Source organism: Sphingomonas sp. TX0543, from assembly GCF_048565505.1.
Classification (GTDB): Bacteria; Pseudomonadota; Alphaproteobacteria; order Sphingomonadales; family Sphingomonadaceae; genus Sphingomonas.
On the sequence record NZ_JBLZUS010000002.1, the window covers coordinates 2,112,138 to 2,137,170 of the forward strand.

Genomic DNA, 25,033 nt, shown 5'->3' on the forward strand with positions numbered 1-25,033 from the left:
GGGTTGCTCAAGCCGCCTGTACGCGCCCGGATCGCTCCAGCTTGCCCCAGCCGACCACCCAGCCGCCAATCGCCGAACTGATCGCGCGGAGCACCACCCAATACATGATCTGGCGATACACGAGGCGCTGCGCCACCAGCAGGAATGCCGGGTAGCGCGCCTTTCGCCCGTCGAGCCGGTAGGCGATCCAGCCGCAGATCACGTCGATCGTGGTGAAGCACAGCCAGTAAAGAGCCATCTTGCCGACATCACCGCTCGTCTGCGCCCAGCCGTGCTGTGCGACGCGCATGATCGTGCCGAGGATCGAGACGATCAGCGCAAGGTCGATCAGCGGCGAGATCGCGGCGAACGCGATCTGGAAAAGCCACGCCTGCGGCAGGCCGACATGGGCCAACCCCTTCGGCCTGCCGCTGGCAATGACACCGCGGTGCTTCCACAGGCATTGCAGCGTGCCGAATGCCCAACGATAACGCTGCTTGGCGAGGGAGCGGAAGGTCTCGGGCGCCTCGGTCCACGCCACCGCGCGCGGATCATAGGAGACGCGCCAGCCCGCGCGCTGGATAGCAATGGTCAGATCCTGATCCTCGGCGAGTGTATTCTCGGGATAGCCGCCGACCGATTCCAGCGCCGCGCGCCGCCACGCGCCGACTGCGCCCGGCACCACCGTCATGGCATCGAAACCGGCGAGCGCGCGGCGCTCCAGGTTCTGCGCGGTGATATATTCGATCGCCTGCCAGCGGGTGACGAGGTTCACGCGATTGCCCACGCGCGCGTCGCCCGCGACCGCGCCGATCGCCGGATCGGCGAACCAGCGGGTGAGCCGGGCGATCGTCTCAGGCTCGAACTGCGTATCGGCGTCGAGCGCGATCACCACTTCGCTGTTCGCCTGCGCGAGCGCGCGGTTGAGCGCCGCCGCCTTGCCGCCGTTCACGAGCGTCATCAGCGTCACGCGCGGATCATCGGCGAACGATTCCGCCACCAGCGCGCTGGTACGATCCTTCGAACCGTCATCGACGACGATCACTTCGATTCCCGGATAATCGCTGGCAAGCACGCGTCTGACGGAGGATACGATCACGCGCTCCTCGTTATACGCCGGGATGATAACGGAGACGCTGGGGTGGAAATCGGGCGGCACGGCGCGGCGGCGGCGCGTCTGGAGCCAGGCCAGCCCCGCCATTATCACCGCGCGCGCGATCCCGAGGAAGATCGCGACGTAGAACAGCCACGCCAGCGCCACTGACGCCAGCGCCAGCGCGATGAAGATGCCGACATCGGTTCGCACGGCGAGCAGATCGCGTCCCTTGACCTCCGGCATCGCGACCGATTGCGGAATGCCGACCAGTTGCGAGGCGGTGACGAAGCTGAATCCTCTGGCGCGCAGCCCGTCGATGATCTGCGGCAGGGCCTCGATCGTCTGCTCGCGGTTGCCGCCGCCGTCGTGGAGCAGCACGACATTGGCCGAGCGATCCGGGCTCGCCGCATCGGCCTGTTCGAGCACCTGCTGGACGATCGCCTGCGTTCCCGGCCGCTGCCAGTCGTTTGGATCGACGTGGAGGCCGACGACCGTATAGCCATGCTCTTGCGCGATCAGCGCCGGCCCGATCTCATCGGCGGTGGTAGGCTCTGCGTCCCCGAAATAGGGCGCGCGGAAGAGCGTCATCGATCGGCCGGTATAGGCTTGTACGAGGCGCTGCGTCGTATTGAGTTCGAGATCGACCGTGCGCTCGCCGCTCAGCGCGAGATTGGGGTGGGTATAGGTATGGTTTCCGATCTCCGATCCGCCCGCCACGATCCGGCGCAATATCTGCGGATGTTGCAGCGCATTCTCGCCAATCACGAAAAAGGTAGCGGGAACATGCTCGCGTTCCAGGATATCGAGTATCTTCGGCGTCCAGTCCGCGTCCGGCCCGTCGTCGAAGGTCAGGGCGATTTTCTTCGGCATCGCGCCCGCACGCTGCACGACATAGGGCGTCGGGAGCGAGATATATTCCTCCCGCCGGATCATGCCGTGTTTGTCATAGCCCATCTTGCGCTGGCCGTCGGTAGGGGAGGCGGTAATGCGCAATATCTCGCCCGATCCCTCGACATCGACGTCGAGGTTTGCCTGAAGCTTGTCGAGCACCGGCACCTTGTTCGGCAGCTTGGTCCGGAACGCGGCCAGCGCGTTCCAGAATCCCGGGTCCTCGCTGCCGATGCGCCACATCGCGACGTTCGCGATGCCGAGCTGGCGAAGCGCTACGAGCTGGTTCCAGCTTGTTGCGGCATCCAGCATCCAGATCTGATGCTGTGTCCCGTCCTGCATATATGCATAGCCGGCGTTGCCACTGGCCGGATCGAAGGTGACATTGGTGCCCGCGTTGCGCGCCGCGAGCCACGCCTCGCCTACGGAAGTCGCGTCGGCATCATTGTCATGCCAGTCGTAACCATAGCTGCCGAGCGCCACGATCAGCTTGTCATGACCAACCTGGTGCAGCGCATCCTCGACCACTTGTACGAACCACGGCTGGGACGCGATCGGCCCGGCCTTGCCGCTCTGCCAATGTTCGTCATAGGCCATCAGGATGACGTTATCGACGACGCGGGCGAAGTTGGCGAGGCGCCATTCCGGCTCGCCTGCCGGCACCGTGACGGCGAGCGTCGTCGCCTCCGGAAGCGCCGCGTTCAACTGCGCCAGGAACGAAACATACGCGGGCAGCACCTCGACCGGCATGTTCTCGTAATCCATCACCAGCCCGGCGGCGTGCTGATCGGAAACATAGGTAACGAGCTGCTGGATCAGCGCCTTGCGCTTCGCCCGGCTCTGCAGCATCGCCGCGACGCCTTTTCCGTCCCATTGCGCGTTGACGATGTTCTGCACCATCGGCAGCAGCTTCGGCGGTCGCTGCGCGGCGGCTATTACCTGAGCAAGCCGAGGCGCCCGCGTTTGTATAAGCTTGCCGGAGCCATCGGTGGTGAGCACTGCCGGCACGACCCAGTCCAGCGCGTTGATGTTGCGCTGGAGTGAGGCGATGCTGCCGTCGTTGCCGGAAACGTAAAAGCCGATTGTGACCGGCTTCCCGCCGGTGCCTTTCGTCGACTTTGGCGTACGTACGAGGCGCGGCAGCCATCGCGTCGATGTTTTCGCCGGTATGGCGTGGGGGTTGAAGCGCTCTGCCTGCCGGTGTGCGAACGGCAGCGGGAGTTCGGGCCCTGAGGGAACAACAACGAGCGTTGACGCAAAAGCGATCGCCACCAGCACAGTCAGCGCGATCAGCGCGGCAACCGATCGCCGTGCGCGCGTTCCGCGTCGGCCGCTGGGATCATAGAAGATCGGAGTATTCACGTCACATTTCCCGGATCACGCCGCTGCGATGCTGGCGGGGTCGCGCCCATATAGCACGGTGCCGCAAGAGTGCAGTGTGCGCGTTATTACGCTTTTGTCACGTCATTTTCGGCGGTTTCCGCGCGACTCGATGCCATGACGAGCCAGCACAAGGCAGGGATCGCCATCACTTGCCAGAGGATAAATCCCGTGCCCGGCGACCAGCCCCACCAATCGCTCGCAACGCTCCGCAACTGCCCGTTTATGAACGGAACAATGACCACCTCGCGCAACTGGAACGCCGCGCTTGGATTGCCGTAGATGTCAGTCGCCGCGAGGCACGCATTGATCCCGATCGAAAGTATGATGATTTCCGCGGGTAGATAACGGCCGACTCCGTGACCTCGCTTCGTCCATGCCATCGCGACACCAAGCGAAAGCACGCCAACGATCGGCACCGAATGGCGCGGGCCGGTGGAATAGCCGCCGTCCCAGTAGAAATAGCCCGCGTTCACGAGCAGGGTGATCGCCGTCACCGCCAGTATCACCAGTCCGAGATCACGTGTCCGCCGTTCGCGCATCATAAGCGCGATGCCCCATAGCCCAAGCAGAAGAACCGGTGCGAACCAGAACAGCCCGCGCTGCTGACCCAGCGTGATGCGCCATAGGACGCCGAGATCGGGAAAGCCGATACCGAACACTCCCTGGCTCATGCCATCGAACCCGACGACACCCTCGTACCCGAGCTGAAAAGGGTTGCCGAACGCAAAAAGATTATAGGCGAATAGCGGCAAGATGCCGATCAGCCCACCAAGAACCGCGAGCCCGAGAATAGTGTTGCGATCCGGGCGGCGCCACGCGCGCCATGCCGCCCATAGCGCAATGACGCTTCCCGCGATCACGGCAGGATATTCGATCACCACCGCCCAGCCAAGCGCGAGACCGAGCAGGAATGCGGCCCAGCGCCGCGTAGGCTCGTCAGTGGTGGCGCGCAACGCCGCCCACAATGCGACGATGTAGAGCGCCGCGAGCGGAGCGTGGCCGAGGATCGATGTCGACCATCCCCAGGCCGGCGTTCCCAGGCCGTAAGCGACGGCTGCAGCCAGCGCGGCGGCGGGACTGCCGGTCATGCCAAGCGCGATATCGAATAGCAGGACCGCAGCCATTGCGGTCAGCACCGCTGGCCCGGTCGCGACCGCCAGCCGAGTGCGCACGCGAATGAAGCGCGCGAAATCGCCACTGCCGGTGACTAGCTGATAATCGCTGCTCCGCGCGGGCGAGAGCACGTGCATCGCCGCGACGGCGGGAAGTGCCATCAGCGACGTGCCCGGCGCCTTGTCCAGATACAGATGCCTGCCGAACCTCGCTTTGTCGCTTGTTGCCGCATCGAACTGATCGATGGTCGCCTCGCCATGCTCGACGATCGCCAGCGTCGCATAAAGCCGGATCGCGTTGTTGGTGTTCATCTCCCAAGAGCCAAACCAACTGCAGCTTGCCCAGATAAGCAGAAACAGAACGATCCTGATCGGACGCAAACGTGCGTCACGCATAGGGGTCACACCGGGACGAAGGCGTTGGCAGCGCGATCCTTGCGCACCCGATCGGCCGGGAAGATCGTGCCGTTCATCGCGATCCACACGCCGGCTGGCGCGATCTGCGCGGTGGCGAACGCCATGCCGAGGTTGAAGGTCGCGTCGCTTTCCGCGAAACGCGCCGGCGCGAGCGCGCCGAAGAGGACGATCGTTTTGTCCTTGATGCCGGCCAGTGCCTTCGCCGTCTCGGTCATCGTGTCGGTGCCGTGGGTGATGATGATATGATTCTCCGGCGCCTCGGCGGTCGCCTTGACGATGCTCGCACGGTCCGCATCGTCAAGCTCGAGACTGTCTTTTCGCATCAAGCCCTGCACGCGAAAAGGCTTCTTCACACGCGCGATGGCGAGCAGGCGATCGACGACGCTGTCGCCGATCTTATATTCGCTCAGCGCGTCGAAATAGAGCTTGTCGATCGTGCCACCGGTGGTGAGCACCAAGATATCCGCCATCATATAACCCTTCGCTTCCGGTCGCCTCTAGCGCCCGCGCATCGGAAGCGCGAGTGCGAAGCGGCCGGACGCAATCCCGGCGCTACTTGCTGAGGTCGGTCAGCAACGATCGATAATAAGTGATTGCAAGCGGGACATTATCGATTGGCGTGCGCTCGTTCAGCCCGTGGCTGAAATCATCGCTTTCCTTGATGAAAACCGGGCTGATTCCGTAGCTGGGAATACCGGCTGCGCGAAAATGCATCGAATCGCTCGCGCCCGCAGACATCGCGGGAAACACCGGCACCCCGGGTCGCGCGAGGCTGAGCGCCTTCTTGACGGCGTTCATAAGATCTGGCCGCAACGGAGATGCATCGGTAGGATTGGATCCTTCGGTCACGTCGCTGAATTTGACGCTTGGATCGGCAGCGACCCTTTCCAGTTCCGCCATCACTGCCGCAGGCTTCACCCCAGGGAAGATGCGGCAGTTTATGTTGGCCGTCGCCCGCTGCGGCAGCGCATTGAGCGCATGACCACCCGACACCATCGTCGAAACGCAGGTGGTGCCGATCTGGCCGACATAAGCGGGGTTTCCGGCGAGTGTCTCGATCGCCCGCTTGTCCTGAGGGTTGGCGGCGAAAGCTTTCATAGCGGCGCCGATCTCGGAAGTTTGCAGCGGCGCGACGCCTTCAAAATAGCCTTTGGTGATCGGCGAAAGCTGTGGGGTGAAGCGATAATCACCGATCCGGACCAGCGCTGCCGAAAGTTCATTGATCGCGTTTACCTTGCGCGGGGCGGAAGAATGGCCGCCGGGATTGGTCACCTCCAGCTTGAAATCGGCATAGGTTTTCTCGGCCGCGCTCACCGACAGATATTCTGCCTTGCCGCTTTCGCTCAGCATCCCGCCACCGCCATCGATGTTCAGCACCATCTCCGTGCTGCCCTTAGCCTTGCTCGCGAGGATCGCGGACGTTTTCATCGCCGTTTCCTCATCGCCCGAGAACGCCAGGACGATATCGCGCCTCGGCTTGTATCCGGCGCGCTTCATATCGATCACGGTGGCGGTGACCAGCGCGAGATCGAGCTTCATATCGGTCGCGCCGCGCCCGAAGAGATAACCGTTCTCCACCACAGGGGTGAACGGATCACGTTGCCAGTCACTGGGCTTGGCCTCCACCACGTCCATGTGGCCGGAGATGGCAAGCGCCTTCGCCTTCGGATCGGTGCCGTGCCAGCGCAGCAGCAGATAAGCGGTGTCACCGACCGGCTCGACCGTCACGTCGGCCGCAGGGAAGCCGGCCTCGACGAACAATCGCTTCAAATAGGCGGCAAGCTGTGGCGTCTGATTGCCAGGGCCCTGAACGCTGCGGAAGGCGATCGCGCGTTTCGCGATCTCCAGCGCGTTGTCGGCCGCGCTTTCGGTTGGCGACGCCGCCTGTGCGGTGCTTGCCAGCAGGAGAGAAAGCGCTGCCGCGAATCCGTACTTGTTCATGCCCCACCCTTTATGAATTGTCTGGCGGGAGGCTAACGTCGCTTTGCGCCGGGGGAAAGCTGCAAGCTTACTAATTTAGCGGATATGAGAAGAGGTTGTCGAATGTCCCTCAAGAGACATCCGACAACCCCTAAACATGGTCAGCGGCCGGAACGTTCCAGCCCGGGAGACCATGCGGGCCTCCTCCACCTATGGATCACGCCGTTGACTGAAGGAGAATACCTTCCGGCGCGATCCGGCGGTGTTAGAAGCGCGTCCCCCGAACGAACTGAACCGACCCCATTGCTGAACCATGAGACATCGGATCACCTCCTTTCGCTGGTTAAAGACGTTTGTGGTTCAAGCCACGAACGCTATCTTGGCCTTGTTCGCGGTATAAACAAGTCTTGTTTTTCAGGCCTCTTTAGACGATCATCCTTCGCCGTTATCCGGTGCCACAAAGGCTCGCTCAGCCCCGGCAATCCTCTATAACGCGATCGATCTCGGCATATGGTGGCACGACGAGCACGGGTGCGTTCTGCTGTTCGATCGCGATGCGGCCGCGGCTGAACGCAATCGCATCGAGTAGCGAATCGTTGGGCGCAAGGGTCGCTGCGACATATGGCAACGCGCCACCTGTTGGCTGCACGGCCAACGCGCGAGTGGCGCTGCTGGTTCGAATCGTCAGCGGCGCGGTTATCGCCCCGGCGCGCGACAGATAAACCCGTCTTTCCGTTCGGTCACAGCGCAGCACGACCATCGCATCGCCATCGTCACCAAACATGGCACGCGTACCTCGACTGTCGGCTGCGTAGCGCCACGTTCCAGGCGTCACCGGCCAGTCGCTCCAGTCGCTCGCCAGTGGAGGCGGGGCCTTGAGCGGCGGCAAGGCCGGGGGCGGGGCATTCACCAGCGGCGGCTGCTTTGGCGGCGCGCTGACGCAAGAGGCGAGCGCAAGAACCGCCAGGGCGGAAACGGCGACAAGTGGCTGTGATCGCATGGCGCCGGGTATGGCCAAGGCGGCCGCGCTACTCAACTGGAACCGACGCAGGGGCGTAACGGTTTAGCGCAGACCAACAGGAGTTTCTCGAATGCAGACGGCACATGGGGAGGCGGCAACGCTCGCACTGGCGCAGGCGGATATTTCAGGGTCGCTGAAACTGGAAAGTCGCGATGGTGACAAGCTCGGCAGCGTTTCGGCCTTCATGGTTCACAAGCGCAGCGGCCGGGTCACTCATGCGGTGTTGAGCCTGGGTGGCTTCCTGGGGATGGGCAAGAGCTTTTATGCACTGCCGTTCGCATTGCTCCAGTTCGATCCCGTGCGCGATCTGTATGTCGTGACGATCGACCGGCGGATGCTGGAAGGCGGGCCAAGTTGGGCGAACAACGCGCCGGCATTCGATCAGGCATATGCGGATCGGGTTGCGGGCTATTATGGGGTCGACCGGGAGGATCTCGGTCTTGGTGGAGTGATGTGACGCGATGACCGATCTCAAAAAGAAAACCGCGCTTGAGGAAGCGATGGACGGGCTGATCGTCGATCCCGACTCTCCAGAAAATCATCCGTCCAAAAAATCGCCGCAGACGATAGAGAACGGAGACACGGACGAGGAAGAGTAATCGCCTTGGCGTCATTCCGGCAATCGCCCCGGGATGACGCCATTGGCTATCAGCGGCCCCGGCCGCCTCCGAATTTTCGCTGAGTCCGGCCGAAGCGCGTCTTCCGCGTGCCTGGCTTTCCTTCGTTTGCCCGGCCCATGACCGGTGCTTTGTGTTCGCCGACTGGCAATCCGAGCTCTTCCTGTTCGAGTGCGCGGATTTCGTCGCGCAAGCGCCCAGCTTCCTCGAATTCCAAATCGGATGCGGCCTTGCGCATCTTATTCTCGAGCTCCTCAATATAAGACCGCAGATTGTGGCCAACCATGTGAGGCCTTTCATCGTCGATATCGACGGTGACCTGATCCTTCGAGGCTACGTGCGCGATTATATCGCCAATGCTCTTGCGCACCGTCGCAGGGGTTATTCCGTGCTCGAGGTTATACGCTTCCTGCTTCTCGCGGCGGCGCGCGGTTTCGTTCATCGCACGCTCCATGCTGCCTGTGATCCGGTCGGCGTAGAGTATCACGCGGCCATCCACGTTGCGGGCGGCGCGGCCGATCGTCTGGATCAGTGAGGTTTCCGAGCGCAAGAAACCTTCCTTGTCGGCGTCCATTATGCAGACAAGGCCGCATTCCGGGATGTCGAGCCCTTCGCGCAACAGATTGATGCCGACCAGCACGTCATACACGCCGAGCCGTAGATCGCGGATCAATTCGATGCGTTCCAATGTCTCCACGTCAGAATGCATATAGCGGACCTTTACGCCCGCCTCGTGCATATATTCCGTCAGGTCTTCGGCCATACGCTTGGTCAGCGTCGTGACCAGCGTTCGATATCCGCTCTCGGCAGCCTTTCGGCATTCGACGATGCAATCCTGCACCTGCTCTTCGACCGGGCGGATTTCCACCGGTGGATCGATCAGTCCCGTTGGTCTGATGACCTGTTCCGAGAAAACGCCACCAGTCTGCTCCATTTCCCAATGGCCGGGAGTTGCAGAGACGCTGACCGTCTGCGGCCGCATCGCATCCCACTCGTTGAAGCGGAGCGGTCGATTATCGATACAGGAGGGAAGGCGAAAGCCATACTCGGCAAGCGTGATCTTCCGCCGATGGTCCCCGCGCGCCATTGCGCCGATCTGCGGCACTGTCTGATGGCTTTCGTCGACGAACAGCAGGGCGTTCTCGGGCAGATATTCGAACAAGGTGGGGGGCGGCTCGCCCGGCAGACGGCCGGTGAGGAAGCGCGAATAATTCTCGATTCCCGCGCAGCTCCCGGTCGCGGCGATCATCTCCAGGTCAAAGTTGGTGCGCTGCTCCAGCCGCTGCGCCTCCAGCAAATGGCCCTCGCCAACAAGCTCCTTAAGCCGTTCGCTCAGTTCATGCTTTATCGCCGCGGTCGCCTGCTTGAGTGTCGGCCCGGGCGTCACATAGTGGGAGTTGGCGTAGATGCGGACGTAATCGAGACTTGCCACCTTCCTTCCCGTCAGCGGGTCGAATTCGACGATTTCCTCAATGTCGTCGCCAAAGAAAGAGATGCGCCAGGCGCTGTCTTCGTAGTGTGAAGGGAAAATTTCGAGATTGTCGCCCTTCACACGGAAGTTTCCGCGCGCGAAGGCGACATCGTTCCGCTTGTATTGCAGCGCGACAAGCTTGCGCACGATCTCGCGCTGATCGACCGTCTGACCCTTCTTCAGATCAAAGATCATCGCAGAATAGGTCTCTACCGATCCGATTCCGTAAAGGCAGGACACAGACGCAACTATTATTACATCATCCCGCTCCAGCAGCGACCGCGTGGCCGAATGGCGCATCCGATCGATCGCCTCGTTCACGCTCGACTCCTTCTCGATATAAGTGTCGGAGCGCGGGACATAAGCTTCTGGTTGATAATAATCGTAATAGCTGACGAAATATTCGACCGCGTTTTCAGGGAAGAAGCTCTTGAACTCACCGTAAAGCTGCGCGGCCAGGATCTTGTTCGGCGCGAGTATCAGTGCGGGGCGCTGCAACGCCTCGATCACCTTCGCCATCGTAAATGTTTTGCCCGATCCGGTAACGCCGAGCAGCACCTGATCGCGCTCTCCTGCCGATGCCGCCGCCACCAGTTCCGCGATTGCAACGGGCTGATCGCCTGCCGGAGAATAATCGCTCACCAGCTTGAACGGCCGGCCGCCCTCCGCCTTTTCAGGTCGCTGCGGGCGATGGGGGATGAATGTCTCGCCGGTTTCGGGTTCGGCCAGGCTGGTGCGTATCTGGATCGCCATGTTCACTATATGGACCGGCAAGGCGCCCGGCGAAAGGGTGCGGCGCTAGAAGCCGTGGACGAACCCTAAAATAAGGCGTCAGAACAAGCCGAGCGCGGCAATTTCCTCAACACTGAGGTCAAGGCCGAACATCAGGCTCAGGCGCATGCGATAGACGCGCGGATCGATAATCTCGGCACTGGTCTCGCCCTCGCTCGAATATCGGCGATAGTTGCGATCCGCCAGCGCGGCGAAACCGCGCGGCAATACAAGCGATACAATTGCGGATTGGGTGAAGCGGCTATCTGGCGCGGTTGAGGCCCAGAGGTTGCCGATCGCGAGGTCATTCTCGTACACCGTACGCAGATCAAAGCTATATTGCCGCTGCCAGCCCTCGCCACCAGCGCGCCCGTCCGCGCCGACTGGTATGCCCTGTCGCAGCAGCATCCACCCGAACTCCCCGTCGCGCTCCAGCCGATGCAGTGCGCCATCCGGAGAGGCCGTCTCGACACCATCGACGAGCGGCATCACCGGCGCGAAACTTCCGCCGAACCCGGCGTCCGCGATCCACTCCTCGCCCTCGACCGACACCAGCGTCAGCGTATGAGTGAGCGGCTGCGGTTCGCTGACACCCAGCCAGACCCGCGCGAGAAGCGGACGGGAGGCGAAGCCCAGAGCGGTTAGTGCGTCGCCGAGCAGACGGTTCTGCTCGAAACAATAGCCGCCGCGCCCCCGCGTGACGAGCTTGTCGAACACCGAACCGGAGTCGATCGCGATGCCGCGCCCAAGCATCACGTCGAGATTCTCGAACGGGATAGCAAGGCGCTGAGCGCGCTGCACGGCGGCGAGACCATCGACATCGGCACCCGGCGTTTCGGGCAGATCAACGCGGGCGAGATAAGCAGCTAGATTGAACATCGCGCGAATAAGGGTAGCGTCCGTCGAAATCACACGATCGGCGTTGCGATCCGCCGATGTGCACGCTCGAATAGCGCTATCGTGTGCGCGTGAAGCTGATCGCCGATCGGCTTCGGCGTTAGCCCGGCACAGGCGCGGGCATGGCTCCCCTCCAGGATCGCACCAAGCTTGAAGCAGGCGAGCACGGCATACCAGCGCGCGTCCGTCGCGCTCCGGCCGGTGGCGGCGAGATAGCGTTCAACGATTTCCTCCAGCGAAGGAAAACCCTCCCACGGCGTCACCGCCACGCGCTGTTCGCCCTCTGCCGGATCGCGCCATGTCGCCGTCAGCCAGCCGAGATCGAGCAGCGGATCGCCGAGTGTCGCAAGCTCCCAATCGACGATCGCAGCAAGTTCAGGTGCATCGGGGCGAAACATCACGTTTGCGAGGTGAAAATCGCCATGGATTAGCCCCGGCTGCACTGTGCTGGGCCGGTTTGCATCGAGCCACGCGCAAATCCGCTCCACATCCGGCAGCACAGCCAGCCCGCTCCATCCCTCGAATTCCGCATAGCCATCGAGTTGCGCGCGCCAGCGCGGCGTCTGCCGCTCCACCCAGCCATCCAGCTTGCCGAGACCGGACAGGCCGACACGCTCGGGATCGATCCGCGACAGCGCAACCGCCGCATCGACCATCGCTTCGCCCATCAGTCTGCGCATCGCTGGATGGCTGGCGTGAAGCGGCGGCAGGCCGACGGTCGGGTTAAAGCCGTCGATCGGCTCCATCAGATAGAATGCGGTGCCTAGCACCCCGGGATCACCCTCTCCGGCGATGAACCGGGGGTGAGGAACCGCTGAGCTGGCAAGAGCGGAGAGAACCCTCATTTCGCGACGCATCACCTCGTCGCTTTCCGGTCGCGGGCGACGCGGCGGGCGACGCAGGACATAGCTTCGTCCATCGCGATCGAAGCGTAGCAGCACGTTCTGCGTGCCGCCACCGAGCGGCTCAGCGCGCTCGATCGCCGCGCCTTCGCCAAGGCCCTTGCGATCCATCCAGCAGGTGAGCGAGTCCAGATCGATCAGCTCACGCCATGCCTCGCGATCGTGCGCCAGCGCCACGGGCCTCTCCTCGTTTAAGTCGATCGAGTTAGTAAAAGGCCTTGCCTGGTCGGTCAATCGTGCGGCGGCGCTTGCCGAAGGGTGCGGTATATCCGATGGTGCGCGTGATGAACGCCAGTCGACCAATCACCGCCGGCCGTGGCGGCGTGACCCGCAATGAACTGAAGCGCGCCGCGCGCCGCTTGTTCGCCGAACGCGGCATTGCGGCCGTCGGGATGCGCGAAATCGTCGAGGCGGCGGGCCAGCGGAATGCGGCGGCAGTGCATTATTACTTCGGCGGCAAAGACGATCTGCTGCGCGAATTGCTCATCGACGGCGCGGATTTGATCGATGCGGAGCGGCAGGCGCTGCTAGAAGAGGCGGAACGCGGCGGCACGCCGAATCTTCGTTCGGTCGTGCGCGCGATGGTTGTGTCGAATGTCGATATTCCGGGTGATACCGGAGAGAACGAAACCTATTTCCGTTTCATGATGAACGTGCAGAACGAGCGACGGCAATTGTTCGTGGATACGGTGCCGGAGCATTCGGAAGCCTATGCACGGTGCCTTTCGCATATTCGGCGTCTGCTTGCGGATGTGCCCGAGCCGCTGGTGCGGCAGCGCATCCATTATGCCGGTTTGTCGCTGCGCGCTATGATCGCCGCTCGCGAGGCGGCGGTGGATGCCAGTGACGGCGGCTTTCACCCCTACTGGAGCGGGCAATCCGCGGTCGACGGGATGGTCGATGCGGTTGAAGCGATCCTTACCGGCCCCGCCACATCAGCTTGATCACTGGCGCCAGCCGCGATGGCAGGCCGGGGCGCAGCAACAGCCAGTCTCGGATCATGGGGCCTGGCGCCGCGCCGATCACGCTTTTGTAGCCGCTGTCACCGGCGCCCCAATCGATGACGTGCGTGCCGTTTTTCATCGCATTCGCCAAATTGCGGTAATATAACGATTTACCGGGCGAATGCTTCGCGAATGCGGGATCATAGCTGTTGGCGATAGCGTAGCGCAGCGCGCCCACTTCGAGATCGAAGGAGAAGGCAGCCGGCTTTCCCCCGATCGACAGTAACGCGCCGCGCATCATCTCCGCGAGCGCTGGGTCCTCGGCCAGTGCGCGCCAGAAAATGCCATGCCCGCTCGCCGTGAACTTCGCGTCCGCGCCGCTGGTCCGCTCGCTTATCCAGCTCGCGCGCTCGATGATCTCCAGCGTCTCGCAGGCATAGGGCCAATCGGATGCCGACAGAAACTTCCAGTCGAGCCTGCCCAGCGCGGCGAGCTGCTTCTCGTGATAACGGTTCTTGCGCAGCGTCGAGGCCCGCGGCCACGTGCGCTCAGCGCTCAGGGCCGCCATGTCCAGCAGGAAAGTCTGCGCGATGGTCCGTTCCAGCGCGACCCAGCCCTGCGCGCGCGCCGCCTCGATAAGGGGGCCAGCTGCCGGGTCATCGTCATAGACCGGTCCGATGCGCAGCGCGTTGACCTGGTTAGCCAGCATCGCCAGTGCGGCCTCCAGAACCTCGGCGCCAGCGGTTTCTGCGAGCGGAAAGCTCCTGAACGGCCAATAGCTGCCGGGCACCATCGCGAGACGCAGCCACGCCGGTCCGGCGGAGACTATAGGTAGCGCCAGCGCAGGCAACTGCTCCGCATTGACCAGTAGCGTCTGCGCCTGTCCGCCATAAGCTTTAAGTGCAGCGGCGAACCACTGATGCCGCAGGAAGCGGTGGGAGGGCGCCGCCACACCGGCGACTACGTCCAGCGCGCTCGCCAGCCCATCGACGATCTCGGCGCGCAGGAGGCGGGGCAGGCGGACAAACTGATCGAGCGGCATCGGCATGGTCATCGCGGAAACGACCTACGGCATCACAGTTACCAGCGCGTTGCCGCTTGCCTCCTATTGTCGCCGCGGGCATCCTTTTTCCGGTGCTGCAATATTCCCCCGCTGTTTCGACGATCGCGCAGACGATCCAGCTTTCCCTCAGTCCGGTGTTCATGCTTGCCGGCATCGGCGCGTTGCTCAACGTGCTGACCGGACGCCTTGCGCGAGTGATCGATCGAGCGCGCGTACTGGAGGAATTGCATCCCGGCTCGCGTGGGCCGGAGCATGATCGCCACGTCTGGGAGTTGCGGCTGCTCGGCCGGCGCATCATGATCATCAACCGGGCGCTGTTTCTTGCCGTCTCGTCGGCGGTGATGACCTGCACGGTAGTTGCGCTGCTGTTCATCGCGGAACTCGCGGGGCTTCATATCGGACAGTTCGTCGCGGTCGCCTTTGTGTTGGCTATGTTGCTGTTAATTGCGGCGCTCGTCTATTTTCTGATCGAGGTGCGGATGTCGCTGCGCGCGGTCGAAGTGCGCGAGGAACTTCTGCGGTAACAGGCGTTCGTGGAAGGCAGCCCTATCTCTGCGTGAGATTTCGGGTGGCCTGATCCGTATTGTGAAAATCGAGCGGACGGGGTGTTGCTATCGCGCAACGGCATTTACGCTAGAATGCCGGGCAGGTGCAGACCTTTGTCGCGCGCGCAATCGATGGCGATATCGTAACCCGCGTCAGCGTGTCGCATCACCCCGGTCGCGGGATCATTCCACAACACGCGTTCGAGCCGTCGCGCCGCTTCCGGCGTGCCGTCCGCGACTATTACCATTCCAGCGTGCTGCGAATAGCCCATGCCGACGCCGCCGCCGTGGTGCAGCGAAACCCAGGTCGCTCCGGACGCGGTGTTGAGCAGCGCGTTTAGCAGTGGCCAGTCCGATACCGCGTCGGATCCGTCGCGCATTGCCTCCGTTTCGCGATTCGGGGAGGCGACCGAACCTGAATCTAGATGATCGCGGCCGATCACCACCGGAGCCTTCAATTCGCCGCTCGCCACCATCTCGTTGAAGGCGAGGCCGAGCCGGTGGCGATCACCCAGCCCGACCCAGCAGATGCGCGCAGGCAGCCCCTGAAACCTGATCCGCTCGCGCGCCATGTCCAGCCAGCGGTGGAGCGGCTTGTTGTTGGGCAGCAGCTCCTTCACCTTTGCGTCGGTCTTGTAGATATCCTCAGCGTCCCCCGACAGGGCCACCCAGCGGAACGGGCCGATGCCGCGACAGAAGAGCGGTCGAATATAGGCCGGGACGAAGCCGGGGAAGGCAAAAGCGTCAGCCACCCCCTCATCCTTTGCCACCTGACGGATGTTATTGCCGTAATCGACCGTGGGCACGCCCGCGCGCTGGAACGCCAGCATCGCCTCGACATGCCGGGCCATTGACGCCCTGGCGGCTGCGGCGACCGTCGCAGGATCCTGCTCGCGCACGGCTATCCAGCGCTCCACGGTCCAGCCGGCGGGGAGATACCCATTGACTGGATCGTGCGCGCTCGTCTGGTCGGTCAGCAGATCGGGGAGGATGCCGCGCGCGTATATCGCCGGCAGCAGTTCGGCGGCGTTTCCCAGCAGACCGACCGAAATGGGTTTCTTTGCGCTGGTCACTATCTCAAGCGCCTCATCGAGCGTGGACGCGGCTTGATCGAGATAGCCGGTGCGCAGCCGCATATCGATGCGGCTTTGCTGGCATTCTATCGCCAGGCATGATGCCCCGGCCATGACTGCCGCGAGCGGCTGCGCGCCACCCATGCCGCCGAGGCCGGCAGTTAACAGCCATTTGCCGGACAGGTCGCCATCATAGTGCTGGCGGCCCATCTCGACGAAGGTCTCATAGGTGCCCTGCACAATGCCTTGCGTGCCGATGTAGATCCACGAGCCGGCTGTCATCTGGCCATACATCGCAAGGCCCTTGCGATCGAGCTCGTCGAAATGCTCCCAATTCGCCCATTTCGGCACAAGATTGCTGTTAGCGATCAGCACGCGCGGGGCGTCAGCATGCGTGCGGAACACGCCAACCGGTTTGCCGGACTGGATCAACAGCGTCTCGTCGCCGTCCAGCCTCCGTAGCGTTTCGACGATCCTGTCGTAACTCTCCCAGTCGCGCGCGGCGCGGCCGATGCCGCCATAGACCACCAGTTCCTCGGGCCGCTCCGCGACATCTGGGTGGAGGTTGTTCATCAGCATCCGCAACGCGGCTTCGGTCAACCAGCTTCTGGCGGAAAGCGTGGTGCCGGTAGCAGGCTTGATGACGCGAGAGGGATCAAGACGGGTCATTGCGCGAAATCCAGACAGGTGTTCAGTACGTTGCGCAGCGTCGCGACGAGCGGCGCGGCATAGGCGGGGTCGTATCGGGGCGGCCAGTTGGTCGCATCTGGCACGGACGGCTCGGCGGCATAACCACGTATCGCCAGTTCCATCTGGATCGCGTGAACGCCTTGCGCCGGTCGCCCGTAATGTCGCGTCGTCCAGCCGCCCTTGAAACGGCCGTTGACGATGTGATCGGCAGTGCATGCGGCGGAGACTGCGGCGGTCAGCTCGGGAGCACACGTCGCGTCATTATTGGTGCCAATGTTAAACTGCGGCAATTCGCCGTCGAACAGGCGTGGGATGCGGCTGCGGATCGAATGCGCGTCATAGAGAACGATGCGGGGATGGGCGGCGCGCAGGCGTTCGACCTCGGCGGCAAGTGCGAAGTGATAGGGATCGAAATAGGCGACGCGTCGTCGGGCGATCTCGGTGGCGTCAGGCGTGCCGGCGCGATAGAGCCGTTCGCCGTCGAACGTGGTCGTGGGGCAAAGCTCGGTCGTCGCCTGCCCCGGATAGAGCGACGCGCCACTGGGATCGCGGTTCACGTCGATTACGCTGCGCGAGATGGTCGTGCGGACGACCGCGGCGCCTAGATCCCGGGCGAAGCTGTAGAGTGTTTCGATGTGCCAGTCAGCGTCGCGCCGGGCCAGCCATGGAGAGGCAAAATGGTTGTCCAGTTCCGCAAGATCGACACCTGTATGAGGCATGGCCACGATCAGCGGAGCCGTGCCGTGATGGACATGAATCATTGCCTCCACCTCCGAAGGAAATGATTCATGCGACTACTCCCGGCAACGCGGAACCGATCGCCGCGACGAGTGCGCCGCTTGAAACCAGCGCCGTCGCAGTTTCCATATCCGGCGCGAAATAGCGATCCTCGGTGAGTGTCGGTACCTTGGCGCGGATCGTGGCGCGGGCGCCTTCCAGCTCTTTCGACGAGGCGAGCGGGGCGTGGAAATCACAACCCTGCGCGGCCGCGAGCGCCTCGATCCCAATGACGTTGGCGGCGTTCGCGGCCATTTCCAGCAGGCGGCGCGCGCCGTGCGCGGCCATCGAGACATGGTCCTCCTGATTGGCGGAGGTGGGAATAGAGTCCACCGATGCGGGATAGGCCCGTTGCTTGTTCTCGCTCACCAGCGCCGCCGCGGTCACCTGCGGGATCATGAAACCTGAGTTGAGGCCGGGGCGGGGGGTCAGGAAGGCGGGAAGGCCCGACAGTGCCGGATCTACCAGCATCGCCACGCGGCGTTCCGCTATGCTGCCGATCTCGCAGATAGCAAGCGCGATCATGTCGGCGGCGAAGGCAACCGGTTCGGCATGGAAATTGCCACCCGAAAGAGCCTCGTTGGTTTCCGGAAATATCAGCGGATTGTCCGATACGCCGTTCGCTTCGATCGTGAGTGTGCTCGCGGCCTGACGCAGCACGTCAAGCGCGGCACCCATCACCTGAGGCTGGCAGCGCAGACAATAAGGGTCCTGTACGCGGGCATCATTTTCCAGGTGGCTCGCCCGGATTTCGCTGCCGCTCATAAGCATGCGAAGCGTATCGGCGACCTCGATCTGGCCCCGGTGCCGACGCAGGGCGTGAATGCGCGCGTCGAAAGGCGTGTCGGATCCTTTTGCCGCCTCGGTGGACATGGCGCCGGTGACGAGCGCGGACCGGAACAACAACTCCGCCTCGAAAAGCCCTGCCAATGCATTGGCGGTGCTGAACTGGGTGCCGTTGAGCAGCGCCAGACCCTCTTTCGGCCCAAGTTCGATCGGCGCCAGCCCAACGCGCTCGAATGCCTCGATAGCTGGCAGAACGGCCTCACCGATCATGACCTGCCCGACGCCGATCATCGCTGCCGCCATATGCGCCAGCGGGGCCAGATCACCGCTTGCGCCCACCGACCCCTGAGACGGCACGAGTGGCGTGAGGCCGTGCTCAAGCATCCCCGCGAGCAATGCAACGGTGCCCGTGCGCACGCCCGAAGCGCCTTGCGCGAGGCTGGCGAGCTTCAGCGCCAGCATCAGCCGGATCACGGCAACCGGGGAGGAGGCACCAATGCCGGCGGCGTGACTGAGGACGATATTGCGCTGAAGCTTCGCGAGATCATTGTCACCGATCCGCACGCTGGCGAGCTTTCCAAAGCCCGTATTGATGCCGTAGATCGGGGCACCCTTCGCCAGGATCCGCTCAACCGCCGTCGCACTATCGGCGATGGCCGGCGCGCAGATCGGATCCAGGCGGACCGCTGCCCCATGGTAGACGGCGCGCCAGTCCGCCAGAGCGACCTGGCCCGGATTGAGGATCACGGTGTTCATCGTCCACTCCAGATGCGGGCATGGAGCGGGTTCAGCCCCATGCGGTAAACCAGTTCGGCGGGACGTCCGACATCCCAGATTGCCAAATCGCAGCGCTTGCCCGCTTCGAGAGTACCGATCACATCGAGGCGGCCCAAAGCGCGGGCGGCATTGACTGTGACACCGCGCAACGCCTCCTCCACCGTCAGGCCAAAGCACGTGGCGGCCATATTGAGCACCAGCAGGATCGAGGTGAGTGGTGAGGTGCCGGGGTTGCAATCCGTCGCGAGCGCAATCGGCACACCAGCATTGCGCAACGCCGCAATCGGTGGAAGCTTCGTCTCACGCGTCAAGTAAAAAGCGCCCGGCAACAATGTTGCGACCGTGCCGGATGCCGCCATCGCCGCTACGCCCGCATTGTCGAGATATTCCAGGTGATCGGCGGATAGCGCGTCATATTTTGCGGCGAGTGCGGCGCCATGCAGGTTGGACAGCTGCTCGGCGTGAAGCTTTACCGGCAGGCGCAATGCGCGGGCCGCTTCTAATACGCGCGCGGCCTGCGACGCGCTGAACCCGATGCCCTCGCAAAACGCATCTACTGCATCGACCAGTCCCTCGGCCGCAAGCGTTGGAAGCATGGTATCCGCGACCAGCGCGACATAGCCGTCAGGATCGCCAGCATATTCCGGCGGCACGGCGTGGGCGCCGAGGAAAGTGGAGATGATCTGCACGGGGCGCTGCGCCGCCAGCATTTGCGCCGCGCGGAGCATTTGCCGCTCACTTTCAAGGTTCAGACCGTAGCCAGACTTAATCTCGATCGTCGTAACCCCTTCGGCGATCAGTGCGTCCAGCCGGGGCAGTGCAGTCCGAACCAATTCGTCCTGGCTCGCTGCGCGAGTGGCACGCATCGTCGCAACGATCCCGCCGCCCGCCCGGGCGATCTCCTCGTAACTCGCTCCCCGCAGGCGGGCTTCGAACTCGCCGGATCGATCGCCGGCATGAATCAGATGAGTATGACAATCGATCAGACCCGGCGTAACCAACCGGCCTTCGCATTGGACAAGCTTGGCAGGCGCGAACGCTCTCGCATCCTCCGAGGGGCCGACGTGAATGATGCGCCCGGCGCGCGCCGCGATCATACCGTCATCAATCGCGCCAAGACCCGCGCCAATCATTGTGGCGAGCCGAGCGCCCATCCACACGGTATCGCACTCTGTGACGCCGGACATCGTTTCAGTCCCTCGTGGTTCCACCTCAGCGTCATTGCATCGTTTTTAGATTATGTATAGACATAAAAGTCGGTTTGCATGCTTTAGCCTACGGGGCACGGTGGCGGTGACGAGTTGGGGCCGGTGAGGGCTCAATAGGTCGTCACGACGTTTGGAGCCGAGCGGACAAGCTGATAGGCGATTGGCACGGAGGCGCGACCGGGGGAAACGGTTCGAGTTTGCGCCCCGCACCCGGAGAAACGATCGCGTGAGAATGTCACTCCACGAACTCATCCGATCGGATTATGAATCGCGCATCCTGAGCGGTTTGCTCGCGCCCGGCGAACGGCTGCCGACCGAACGGGCGTTAATGCAGGCTTATGGCTGTTCGCGGATGACCGTGAACAAGGCGTTATCTGCGCTGCTGTCCGCCGGTCTGATCGATCGTCGCAAGAAAGCCGGCACGTTCGTCGCCCAGCCCAAGGTCCATTCAATGGTGCTGGACGTGCCGGACATTGCGATGCTCTTGAAGGAGCGCGGACAAGCATACGAATATCGTCCAATGCGAAGGCTGGTGCGAGAAGCCGGCGAGGACGAGGATGAGCGTCTGCTGGCCGCGTCCGGCGCGCTTTTGCAAATCGATGGGGTTCATCTGGCAGACGGGTCGCCGCTTTGCGCCGAATTCCGTCTGGTTAGCGCAGTCGCCGTCCCCAAGATCATCCATGCCGATTTCGATGTCGATCCGCCGGGATCATGGCTGCTGCGACATGTTCCGTGGACGGAAGCGGAAACGCGGATATCGGCCGTCGGTGCTGCCGGTGTTGAGGCTGAATGGCTGGGGGTCGTTACCGGTTATCCCTGCCTTTGCGTCGATCGCCGGACCTGGAGGGGAAAGGAGCGAGTCACTTCCGTGCGACAGGTATTCATTGGGAACGGATACGATCTGGTCGCGCGATTTGGGCCGGGCGCGTCGAATGGCGGGTAGTCAGAGCCAGTGCAGATCGACAGGAAACGGGCCATTTATCCGGTCCATGACGGATTTGTCATGGCGCGCCCACGCGGTTTAAACCGTGGTTGTCGCATGGTTGGGCGTGGATATGCATCATGCCGCACCATTTGCTCTTCCCTCCGATCGGCCGTTGTCCGGGCATCCGGCTATGAATGGGCTGCGAATCGCGGGCTGGGCAGCGGTGGGGGCGGCGGCGCTCGGCGCGGGCGCGTTCGGGCTTCTGGCTGATAGCGTGCCTCCAGCGCCGACTCGCGGGGCGGTCGGCGGCGCGACCTATTCCCCGATACGGCAGTCCAGACACCAGGCACTCGTAGTCACGAGTTTAAGAACCGGGGCGGCAGAGGCGGTCGCGGGCCTGAAGGTTGGCGATACGCTGGAGGCGGTCAACGGTTATCCCGACGTGACGCTTGTCAATCTGCGCGCGGCCGAAGCACGTCGCGTTCCCGCGACGCTGAAAGTTCAGCGCAATGGTGACGTGTTCATGCTGACCTTGCTAAGGGAGGCGCCGGGAGGCGCATCTTGAGCAAGATCCTTTTGGTCGAAGACGATGATTCGACCGCAGACTATATCTCCAATGGCCTGAGTGAGGCGGGCTTCGTTGTAGATCGCGTGAACAATGGCCGTGACGGCCTGTTTCAGGCGACCGACGGCGGGTATGACTGCATCATCCTGGATCGGATGCTGCCCGGGTTGGATGGAATGGCCGTGCTGGCAGCCGTCCGCGCGGCCGGCGTATCGACGCCGGTATTGATATTGTCTGCGATGAGCACGCCGGAGGATCGGGTCGCAGGACTTACATCAGGGTCGGACGACTATCTTACCAAGCCTTTCGTATTCGCGGAGTTGCTCGCCCGCGTGCGACTTCTGGTGCGACGTGGCCAATCGGGCGGAAACTTGCCTGAGACGAAGCTGGTCTGCGACGATCTGGAAATGGATCTGCTCGCGCATCGCGTCAAACGCGCCGGCCAGCCGGTGGATCTGCAGCCGCGCGAATTCAGGCTGCTTGAATATCTACTGCGTCACGTTGATCAGGTGGTGACGCGCACAATGCTGCTTGAAGGGGTGTGGGACTATCACTTTGACCCTGGCACCAACGTAACCGACGTGCACATCAGCCGGCTGCGCAAGAAGATCGATGAAGGGTACAACCGGCCGTTGCTCCACACGGTGAGGGGCGCCGGCTACAAACTCGGCGTGGAGCGATAGCGCTGGGTTTCCTTCGCTCGACGACGCTGCGCTTTGCTGCGCTCGTTTTTGGATTGCAGCTGGCAGGCGCGGCAATCACCGTCGGCACTGTGCGGGAGATCACGCGCGGACAGATAACGGCAGTCGCGGAACAGGGGGCGGAGCGGGTACGGCACGGGTTGCTGGCGGTTTACCGACGTGGCGGCTCCGCTGCGGTCGGGGCGGAGGTCGCTCGACTGATCCGTGCACGGGGGCCGCAACTCGTGCTGCTGCTGGTGGATCGAGACGGGCAGTTCCTGGCCGGCAACGTGGCTGACTGGCCGCCGACAGTCGCAGTCGATGGCAGCGCGACGACAATCGAGATATTCCGCATCGACCGCGATCTTTCCGAACGGATGCGCGTGATCGCGACGCGACTGCCCGATGGCAGCAGGTTGCTGGCGGGGCACGTCATCGAAAGCGAGTTGCGCTTCGCTCGCGCAATGGAGGAGGCGATGCTGCTGGCGATGGCGGTGGCGTTGATCTTCGCGGGGCTGGCGGGGGTGATTGCGGCGAGAATGATTGAGCGTCGGCTCGGACGCACAGTGGCGACGGCGAATGCCGTTGCGGCTGGTGATCTCGCCCGGCGTGTGCCGCTCGGGGGCGGCAACGATGCATTCGAAGCACTGGCCGAAGCGATCAACGCGATGCTTGACCGGATCGCCGCGCTTGTCGGCGAACTAAAAGTGGCGACCGATGGACTCGCGCACGATCTGCGCGCGCCGCTCACCCGGTTGCGTGTCACGCTTGAACGCGCGCTCGCCGCGGCACCGGATGAAGCTGGCCGAGTCACGATCCTGCGTGCGATGGAAGAGGGGGATCGGTTGCTCGCCATGCTTGATACCGCGCTGCGCATCACCCGCGCGGAAGCTGGGTTAGGTCGCGAGGCGTTCGCGAAAGTAGAGATTGGGGCGATGCTGGCGGACGTCGCCGAGATGTTCGGCCCGCTGGCGGAAGATCGCGGAATGAGCATTACGGTCGATTCATTCGCGCCGATCACGGTCAATGCCAATCGTGAGATGCTCGCGCAGGCGGTCGTGAACCTTGTCGACAACGCGCTGAAATATGGCGCAGGTACGATCTTGCTAACTGCGGTAAAGGGTGCGCGCGAGGCAACCATCGCGGTCGCCGATGACGGCAGAGGTATTCCGGCGGAAGCGCGCGAGGATGCGCTGAAACGATTCGGTCGCCTGGACGCGGCACGTCAGGTGGGAGGCGCGGGGTTGGGCTTGTCGCTTGTCGCGGCGGTTGCCCATCTCCACGGCGGTAGTCTGACCCTGGGAGACAATCACCCTGGCCTTCTCGCGAGCATGACGATCGCGATCTAGCCAGGGCGTGATATTTTTCGGATCAGAGATTTTCGAGCAGATGCTCGGCGCTGCTCACCTTGAATTCGCCGGGTGCCTCGACGTTTAGCTGCTCGACCACGCCATCGTTGACGACCATCGAATAACGCTGGCTGCGGGTGCCGAGGCCAAATTTGGAACCGTCCATGGTGAGGCCGATCGCCTGCGCGAAATCGCCGTTGCCATCCGCCAGCATGGTTATGTCGGCGGCGTCGCTGGATTTTGCCCAGGCCCCCAGCACAAACGGATCGTTGACCGACGTGCACACGATTTCGTCGATGCCCTTGCTCTTGATCTGCTCTTCGTTGTCGACGAAGCCGGGAAGGTGCTTGGCCGAGCAAGTCGGCGTGAAAGCGCCGGGCACCGCGAAAAGTGCTACGCGCCGACCTTTGAAATATTCCTCGCTATCTACCGCTTCCGGTCCATTCGCGGTTGCCTTGACCAAAGTGGTCTTGGGAAGCTTGTCGCCGATGCTGATCGTCATCTGGGAATCTCCTGTCGCCGCGCGCATGCGGTCGGGCGCTACGTCGCAAGGGCGTGCGTGATTTTCAAGCGTGGTCTGTCCGACACGCGATCGCTATGTTGTTTTGAATGGAGTCCGCGACCTTTCTTTCGGGCCAGCTTTTGCTCGCGATGCCCGGTATCGGCGATCCGCGCTTCCACCAATCGGTGATCGCGATCTGCGCACACGATGGCGATGGGGCGATGGGGATCGATATTGGCACCGCAATAGACGGGCTGAGGCTCCACGAAGTCCTGCGACAGCTTGAAATCGACCCGGGCGAAGCACCCGACGTTGCCGTGCATTGCGGCGGTCCGGTTGAAGTGCGGCGCGGATTCGTTCTTCACAGTCGCGATTGGAGCGGTGCGGATACTATTGACGTTGCGGGTCGCTGGGCGCTGTCGAGCACGCTCGACGCCTTGCGGTCGATCGCTGACGGATGCGGACCGACGCATTGGTTGGTGGCGCTGGGTTACACAGGCTGGGGGCCCGGGCAGCTCGATGGCGAGATGACGCGCCATGGCTGGCTTAACGTTGACGCGCCTGACGAGGCAATCCTGTTTGACATGCCGCTTGATCGGCGATGGTCGGACGGCTTCGAGCGGACGGGGATCGATCCCCGGCTGCTCGCGAATGCCAGTGGGCACGCCTAGTCAA

The 25,033-nt window shown here is 63.0% G+C and carries 23 protein-coding genes; 9 read left to right on the plus strand and 14 right to left on the minus strand.

The features are described 5' to 3' along the window. Window positions 1-7: 7 nt before the first annotated feature. The 5 genes from ACM61V_RS10790 to ACM61V_RS10810 form a co-directional block, all read right to left on the minus strand. Window positions 8-3,325: a glycosyltransferase gene (locus tag ACM61V_RS10790; protein WP_419713981.1), complete on the minus strand. Its 3,318-nt coding sequence runs from the start codon at window positions 3,323-3,325 to the stop codon at window positions 8-10. 86 nt (window positions 3,326-3,411) lie between these two features. Further along, on the minus strand, window positions 3,412-4,770 hold the full coding sequence (locus tag ACM61V_RS10795; RefSeq protein WP_249341460.1) for a glycosyltransferase family 39 protein: 1,359 nt from the start codon (window positions 4,768-4,770) through the stop codon (window positions 3,412-3,414). A gap of 89 nt (window positions 4,771-4,859) precedes the next feature. Further along, window positions 4,860-5,345 (minus strand): asparaginase domain-containing protein, encoded by a 486-nt coding sequence (locus tag ACM61V_RS10800; RefSeq protein WP_419713982.1) that lies wholly within the window; start codon window positions 5,343-5,345, stop codon window positions 4,860-4,862. Between the two features lie 82 nt (window positions 5,346-5,427). Then, a complete protein-coding gene (locus ACM61V_RS10805) occupies window positions 5,428-6,816 on the minus strand; it encodes a M20/M25/M40 family metallo-hydrolase (RefSeq protein ID WP_137786054.1) in 1,389 nt (462 codons plus the stop codon). 448 nt (window positions 6,817-7,264) lie between these two features. Then, the gene (locus ACM61V_RS10810) at window positions 7,265-7,795 is read right to left on the minus strand and encodes a hypothetical protein (protein WP_137786055.1); all 531 of its coding nucleotides are present in this window, start codon (window positions 7,793-7,795) and stop codon (window positions 7,265-7,267) included. Window positions 7,796-7,886: 91 nt separating this feature from the next. Here ACM61V_RS10810 and ACM61V_RS10815 point away from each other — a divergent pair, with 91 nt between their 5' ends. Beyond that, on the plus strand, window positions 7,887-8,273 hold the full coding sequence (locus ACM61V_RS10815; RefSeq protein ID WP_137786056.1) for a PRC-barrel domain-containing protein: 387 nt from the start codon (window positions 7,887-7,889) through the stop codon (window positions 8,271-8,273). Window positions 8,274-8,277: 4 nt separating this feature from the next. Further along, the gene (locus ACM61V_RS10820) at window positions 8,278-8,415 is read left to right on the plus strand and encodes a hypothetical protein (protein ID WP_171007516.1); all 138 of its coding nucleotides are present in this window, start codon (window positions 8,278-8,280) and stop codon (window positions 8,413-8,415) included. Between the two features lie 49 nt (window positions 8,416-8,464). Here ACM61V_RS10820 and uvrB read toward each other — a convergent pair whose 3' ends face one another. The 3 genes from uvrB to ACM61V_RS10835 form a co-directional block, all read right to left on the minus strand. Further along, entirely contained in the window at window positions 8,465-10,657 is a 2,193-nt protein-coding gene (gene uvrB / locus ACM61V_RS10825) for an excinuclease ABC subunit UvrB (RefSeq protein ID WP_137786057.1), read from the minus strand. A 78-nt stretch (window positions 10,658-10,735) separates the two neighbouring features. Beyond that, a complete protein-coding gene (locus ACM61V_RS10830; protein WP_137786231.1) occupies window positions 10,736-11,554 on the minus strand; it encodes an arylamine N-acetyltransferase family protein in 819 nt (272 codons plus the stop codon). 29 nt (window positions 11,555-11,583) lie between these two features. Further along, window positions 11,584-12,651, minus strand: coding sequence for a phosphotransferase family protein (locus ACM61V_RS10835; protein ID WP_249341461.1), 1,068 nt, complete (start codon window positions 12,649-12,651; stop codon window positions 11,584-11,586). A gap of 107 nt (window positions 12,652-12,758) precedes the next feature. Between ACM61V_RS10835 and ACM61V_RS10840 the strand changes: the two genes are divergently transcribed. Continuing rightward, window positions 12,759-13,418 (plus strand): TetR/AcrR family transcriptional regulator, encoded by a 660-nt coding sequence (locus tag ACM61V_RS10840; protein ID WP_212742172.1) that lies wholly within the window; start codon window positions 12,759-12,761, stop codon window positions 13,416-13,418. On the opposite strand, the gene ACM61V_RS10845 is transcribed toward ACM61V_RS10840, so the two are convergent. Further along, window positions 13,393-14,472, minus strand: a complete 1,080-nt coding sequence (locus ACM61V_RS10845; RefSeq protein ID WP_137786059.1) for a GNAT family N-acetyltransferase — start codon at window positions 14,470-14,472, stop codon at window positions 13,393-13,395. The two genes, ACM61V_RS10840 and ACM61V_RS10845, sit on opposite strands and share 26 nt — an antisense overlap. A 44-nt stretch (window positions 14,473-14,516) precedes the next feature. On the opposite strand from ACM61V_RS10845, the gene ACM61V_RS10850 reads away from it, so the two are divergent. Continuing rightward, complete coding sequence (locus ACM61V_RS10850; RefSeq protein WP_419713983.1) at window positions 14,517-15,005, plus strand: DUF2721 domain-containing protein; 489 nt, start codon at window positions 14,517-14,519, stop codon at window positions 15,003-15,005. Window positions 15,006-15,109: 104 nt separating this feature from the next. Here the strand turns inward: ACM61V_RS10850 and hutU are convergent, their stop codons facing one another. From hutU to hutI, 4 genes are read right to left on the minus strand one after another with little or no spacing between them, the layout of a single operon-like run. After that, entirely contained in the window at window positions 15,110-16,768 is a 1,659-nt protein-coding gene (hutU, locus tag ACM61V_RS10855) for a urocanate hydratase (protein ID WP_137786060.1), read from the minus strand. Then, window positions 16,765-17,559, minus strand: coding sequence for an N-formylglutamate deformylase (gene hutG, locus ACM61V_RS10860; protein WP_419713984.1), 795 nt, complete (start codon window positions 17,557-17,559; stop codon window positions 16,765-16,767). Before hutG ends, hutU begins: the two co-directional genes overlap by 4 nt. Window positions 17,560-17,575: 16 nt before the next feature. After that, window positions 17,576-19,108 (minus strand): histidine ammonia-lyase, encoded by a 1,533-nt coding sequence (hutH, locus tag ACM61V_RS10865; RefSeq protein WP_137786062.1) that lies wholly within the window; start codon window positions 19,106-19,108, stop codon window positions 17,576-17,578. Continuing rightward, the gene (gene hutI, locus ACM61V_RS10870; RefSeq protein WP_419713985.1) at window positions 19,105-20,316 is read right to left on the minus strand and encodes an imidazolonepropionase; all 1,212 of its coding nucleotides are present in this window, start codon (window positions 20,314-20,316) and stop codon (window positions 19,105-19,107) included. Before hutI ends, hutH begins: the two co-directional genes overlap by 4 nt. A 253-nt stretch (window positions 20,317-20,569) precedes the next feature. Here hutI and ACM61V_RS10875 point away from each other — a divergent pair, with 253 nt between their 5' ends. The 4 genes from ACM61V_RS10875 (at window position 20,570) to ACM61V_RS10890 (ending at window position 23,856) form a co-directional block, all read left to right on the plus strand. After that, on the plus strand, window positions 20,570-21,280 hold the full coding sequence (locus tag ACM61V_RS10875) for a UTRA domain-containing protein (RefSeq protein WP_137786064.1): 711 nt from the start codon (window positions 20,570-20,572) through the stop codon (window positions 21,278-21,280). Window positions 21,281-21,452: 172 nt separating this feature from the next. After that, complete coding sequence (locus tag ACM61V_RS10880; protein WP_137786065.1) at window positions 21,453-21,827, plus strand: hypothetical protein; 375 nt, start codon at window positions 21,453-21,455, stop codon at window positions 21,825-21,827. Beyond that, window positions 21,821-22,510 (plus strand): response regulator transcription factor, encoded by a 690-nt coding sequence (locus ACM61V_RS10885; protein WP_137786066.1) that lies wholly within the window; start codon window positions 21,821-21,823, stop codon window positions 22,508-22,510. Before ACM61V_RS10880 ends, ACM61V_RS10885 begins: the two co-directional genes overlap by 7 nt. 53 nt (window positions 22,511-22,563) lie before the next feature. Further along, window positions 22,564-23,856, plus strand: coding sequence for a sensor histidine kinase (locus ACM61V_RS10890; RefSeq protein WP_249341463.1), 1,293 nt, complete (start codon window positions 22,564-22,566; stop codon window positions 23,854-23,856). A gap of 22 nt (window positions 23,857-23,878) precedes the next feature. Here ACM61V_RS10890 and ACM61V_RS10895 read toward each other — a convergent pair whose 3' ends face one another. Next, on the minus strand, window positions 23,879-24,358 hold the full coding sequence (locus ACM61V_RS10895) for a peroxiredoxin (RefSeq protein ID WP_137786068.1): 480 nt from the start codon (window positions 24,356-24,358) through the stop codon (window positions 23,879-23,881). A 107-nt stretch (window positions 24,359-24,465) separates the two neighbouring features. Here ACM61V_RS10895 and ACM61V_RS10900 point away from each other — a divergent pair, with 107 nt between their 5' ends. Then, window positions 24,466-25,029, plus strand: coding sequence for a YqgE/AlgH family protein (locus tag ACM61V_RS10900; RefSeq protein ID WP_137786069.1), 564 nt, complete (start codon window positions 24,466-24,468; stop codon window positions 25,027-25,029). Window positions 25,030-25,033 lie beyond the last annotated feature (4 nt).

Excerpts from the sequence above, each read along its gene's own strand:
- ACM61V_RS10795 (WP_249341460.1), bottom strand. The coding sequence starts at position 4,770 with ATGAACACCAACAACGCGATCCGGCTTTATGCGACGCTGGCGATCGTC.
- ACM61V_RS10800 (WP_419713982.1), bottom strand. The coding sequence starts at position 5,345 with ATGGCGGATATCTTGGTGCTCACCACCGGTGGCACGATCGACAAGCTC.
- ACM61V_RS10805 (WP_137786054.1), bottom strand. The coding sequence starts at position 6,816 with ATGAACAAGTACGGATTCGCGGCAGCGCTTTCTCTCCTGCTGGCAAGC.
- ACM61V_RS10810 (WP_137786055.1), bottom strand. The coding sequence starts at position 7,795 with ATGCGATCACAGCCACTTGTCGCCGTTTCCGCCCTGGCGGTTCTTGCG.
- ACM61V_RS10815 (WP_137786056.1), top strand. The coding sequence starts at position 7,887 with ATGCAGACGGCACATGGGGAGGCGGCAACGCTCGCACTGGCGCAGGCG.
- ACM61V_RS10820 (WP_171007516.1), top strand. The coding sequence starts at position 8,278 with ATGACCGATCTCAAAAAGAAAACCGCGCTTGAGGAAGCGATGGACGGG.
- uvrB (WP_137786057.1), bottom strand. The coding sequence starts at position 10,657 with ATGGCGATCCAGATACGCACCAGCCTGGCCGAACCCGAAACCGGCGAG.
- ACM61V_RS10830 (WP_137786231.1), bottom strand. The coding sequence starts at position 11,554 with ATGTTCAATCTAGCTGCTTATCTCGCCCGCGTTGATCTGCCCGAAACG.
- ACM61V_RS10840 (WP_212742172.1), top strand. The coding sequence starts at position 12,759 with ATGAACGCCAGTCGACCAATCACCGCCGGCCGTGGCGGCGTGACCCGC.
- ACM61V_RS10845 (WP_137786059.1), bottom strand. The coding sequence starts at position 14,472 with ATGACCATGCCGATGCCGCTCGATCAGTTTGTCCGCCTGCCCCGCCTC.
- hutU (WP_137786060.1), bottom strand. The coding sequence starts at position 16,768 with ATGACCCGTCTTGATCCCTCTCGCGTCATCAAGCCTGCTACCGGCACC.
- hutH (WP_137786062.1), bottom strand. The coding sequence starts at position 19,108 with ATGAACACCGTGATCCTCAATCCGGGCCAGGTCGCTCTGGCGGACTGG.
- hutI (WP_419713985.1), bottom strand. The coding sequence starts at position 20,316 with ATGTCCGGCGTCACAGAGTGCGATACCGTGTGGATGGGCGCTCGGCTC.
- ACM61V_RS10875 (WP_137786064.1), top strand. The coding sequence starts at position 20,570 with ATGTCACTCCACGAACTCATCCGATCGGATTATGAATCGCGCATCCTG.
- ACM61V_RS10880 (WP_137786065.1), top strand. The coding sequence starts at position 21,453 with ATGAATGGGCTGCGAATCGCGGGCTGGGCAGCGGTGGGGGCGGCGGCG.
- ACM61V_RS10895 (WP_137786068.1), bottom strand. The coding sequence starts at position 24,358 with ATGACGATCAGCATCGGCGACAAGCTTCCCAAGACCACTTTGGTCAAG.
- ACM61V_RS10900 (WP_137786069.1), top strand. The coding sequence starts at position 24,466 with ATGGAGTCCGCGACCTTTCTTTCGGGCCAGCTTTTGCTCGCGATGCCC.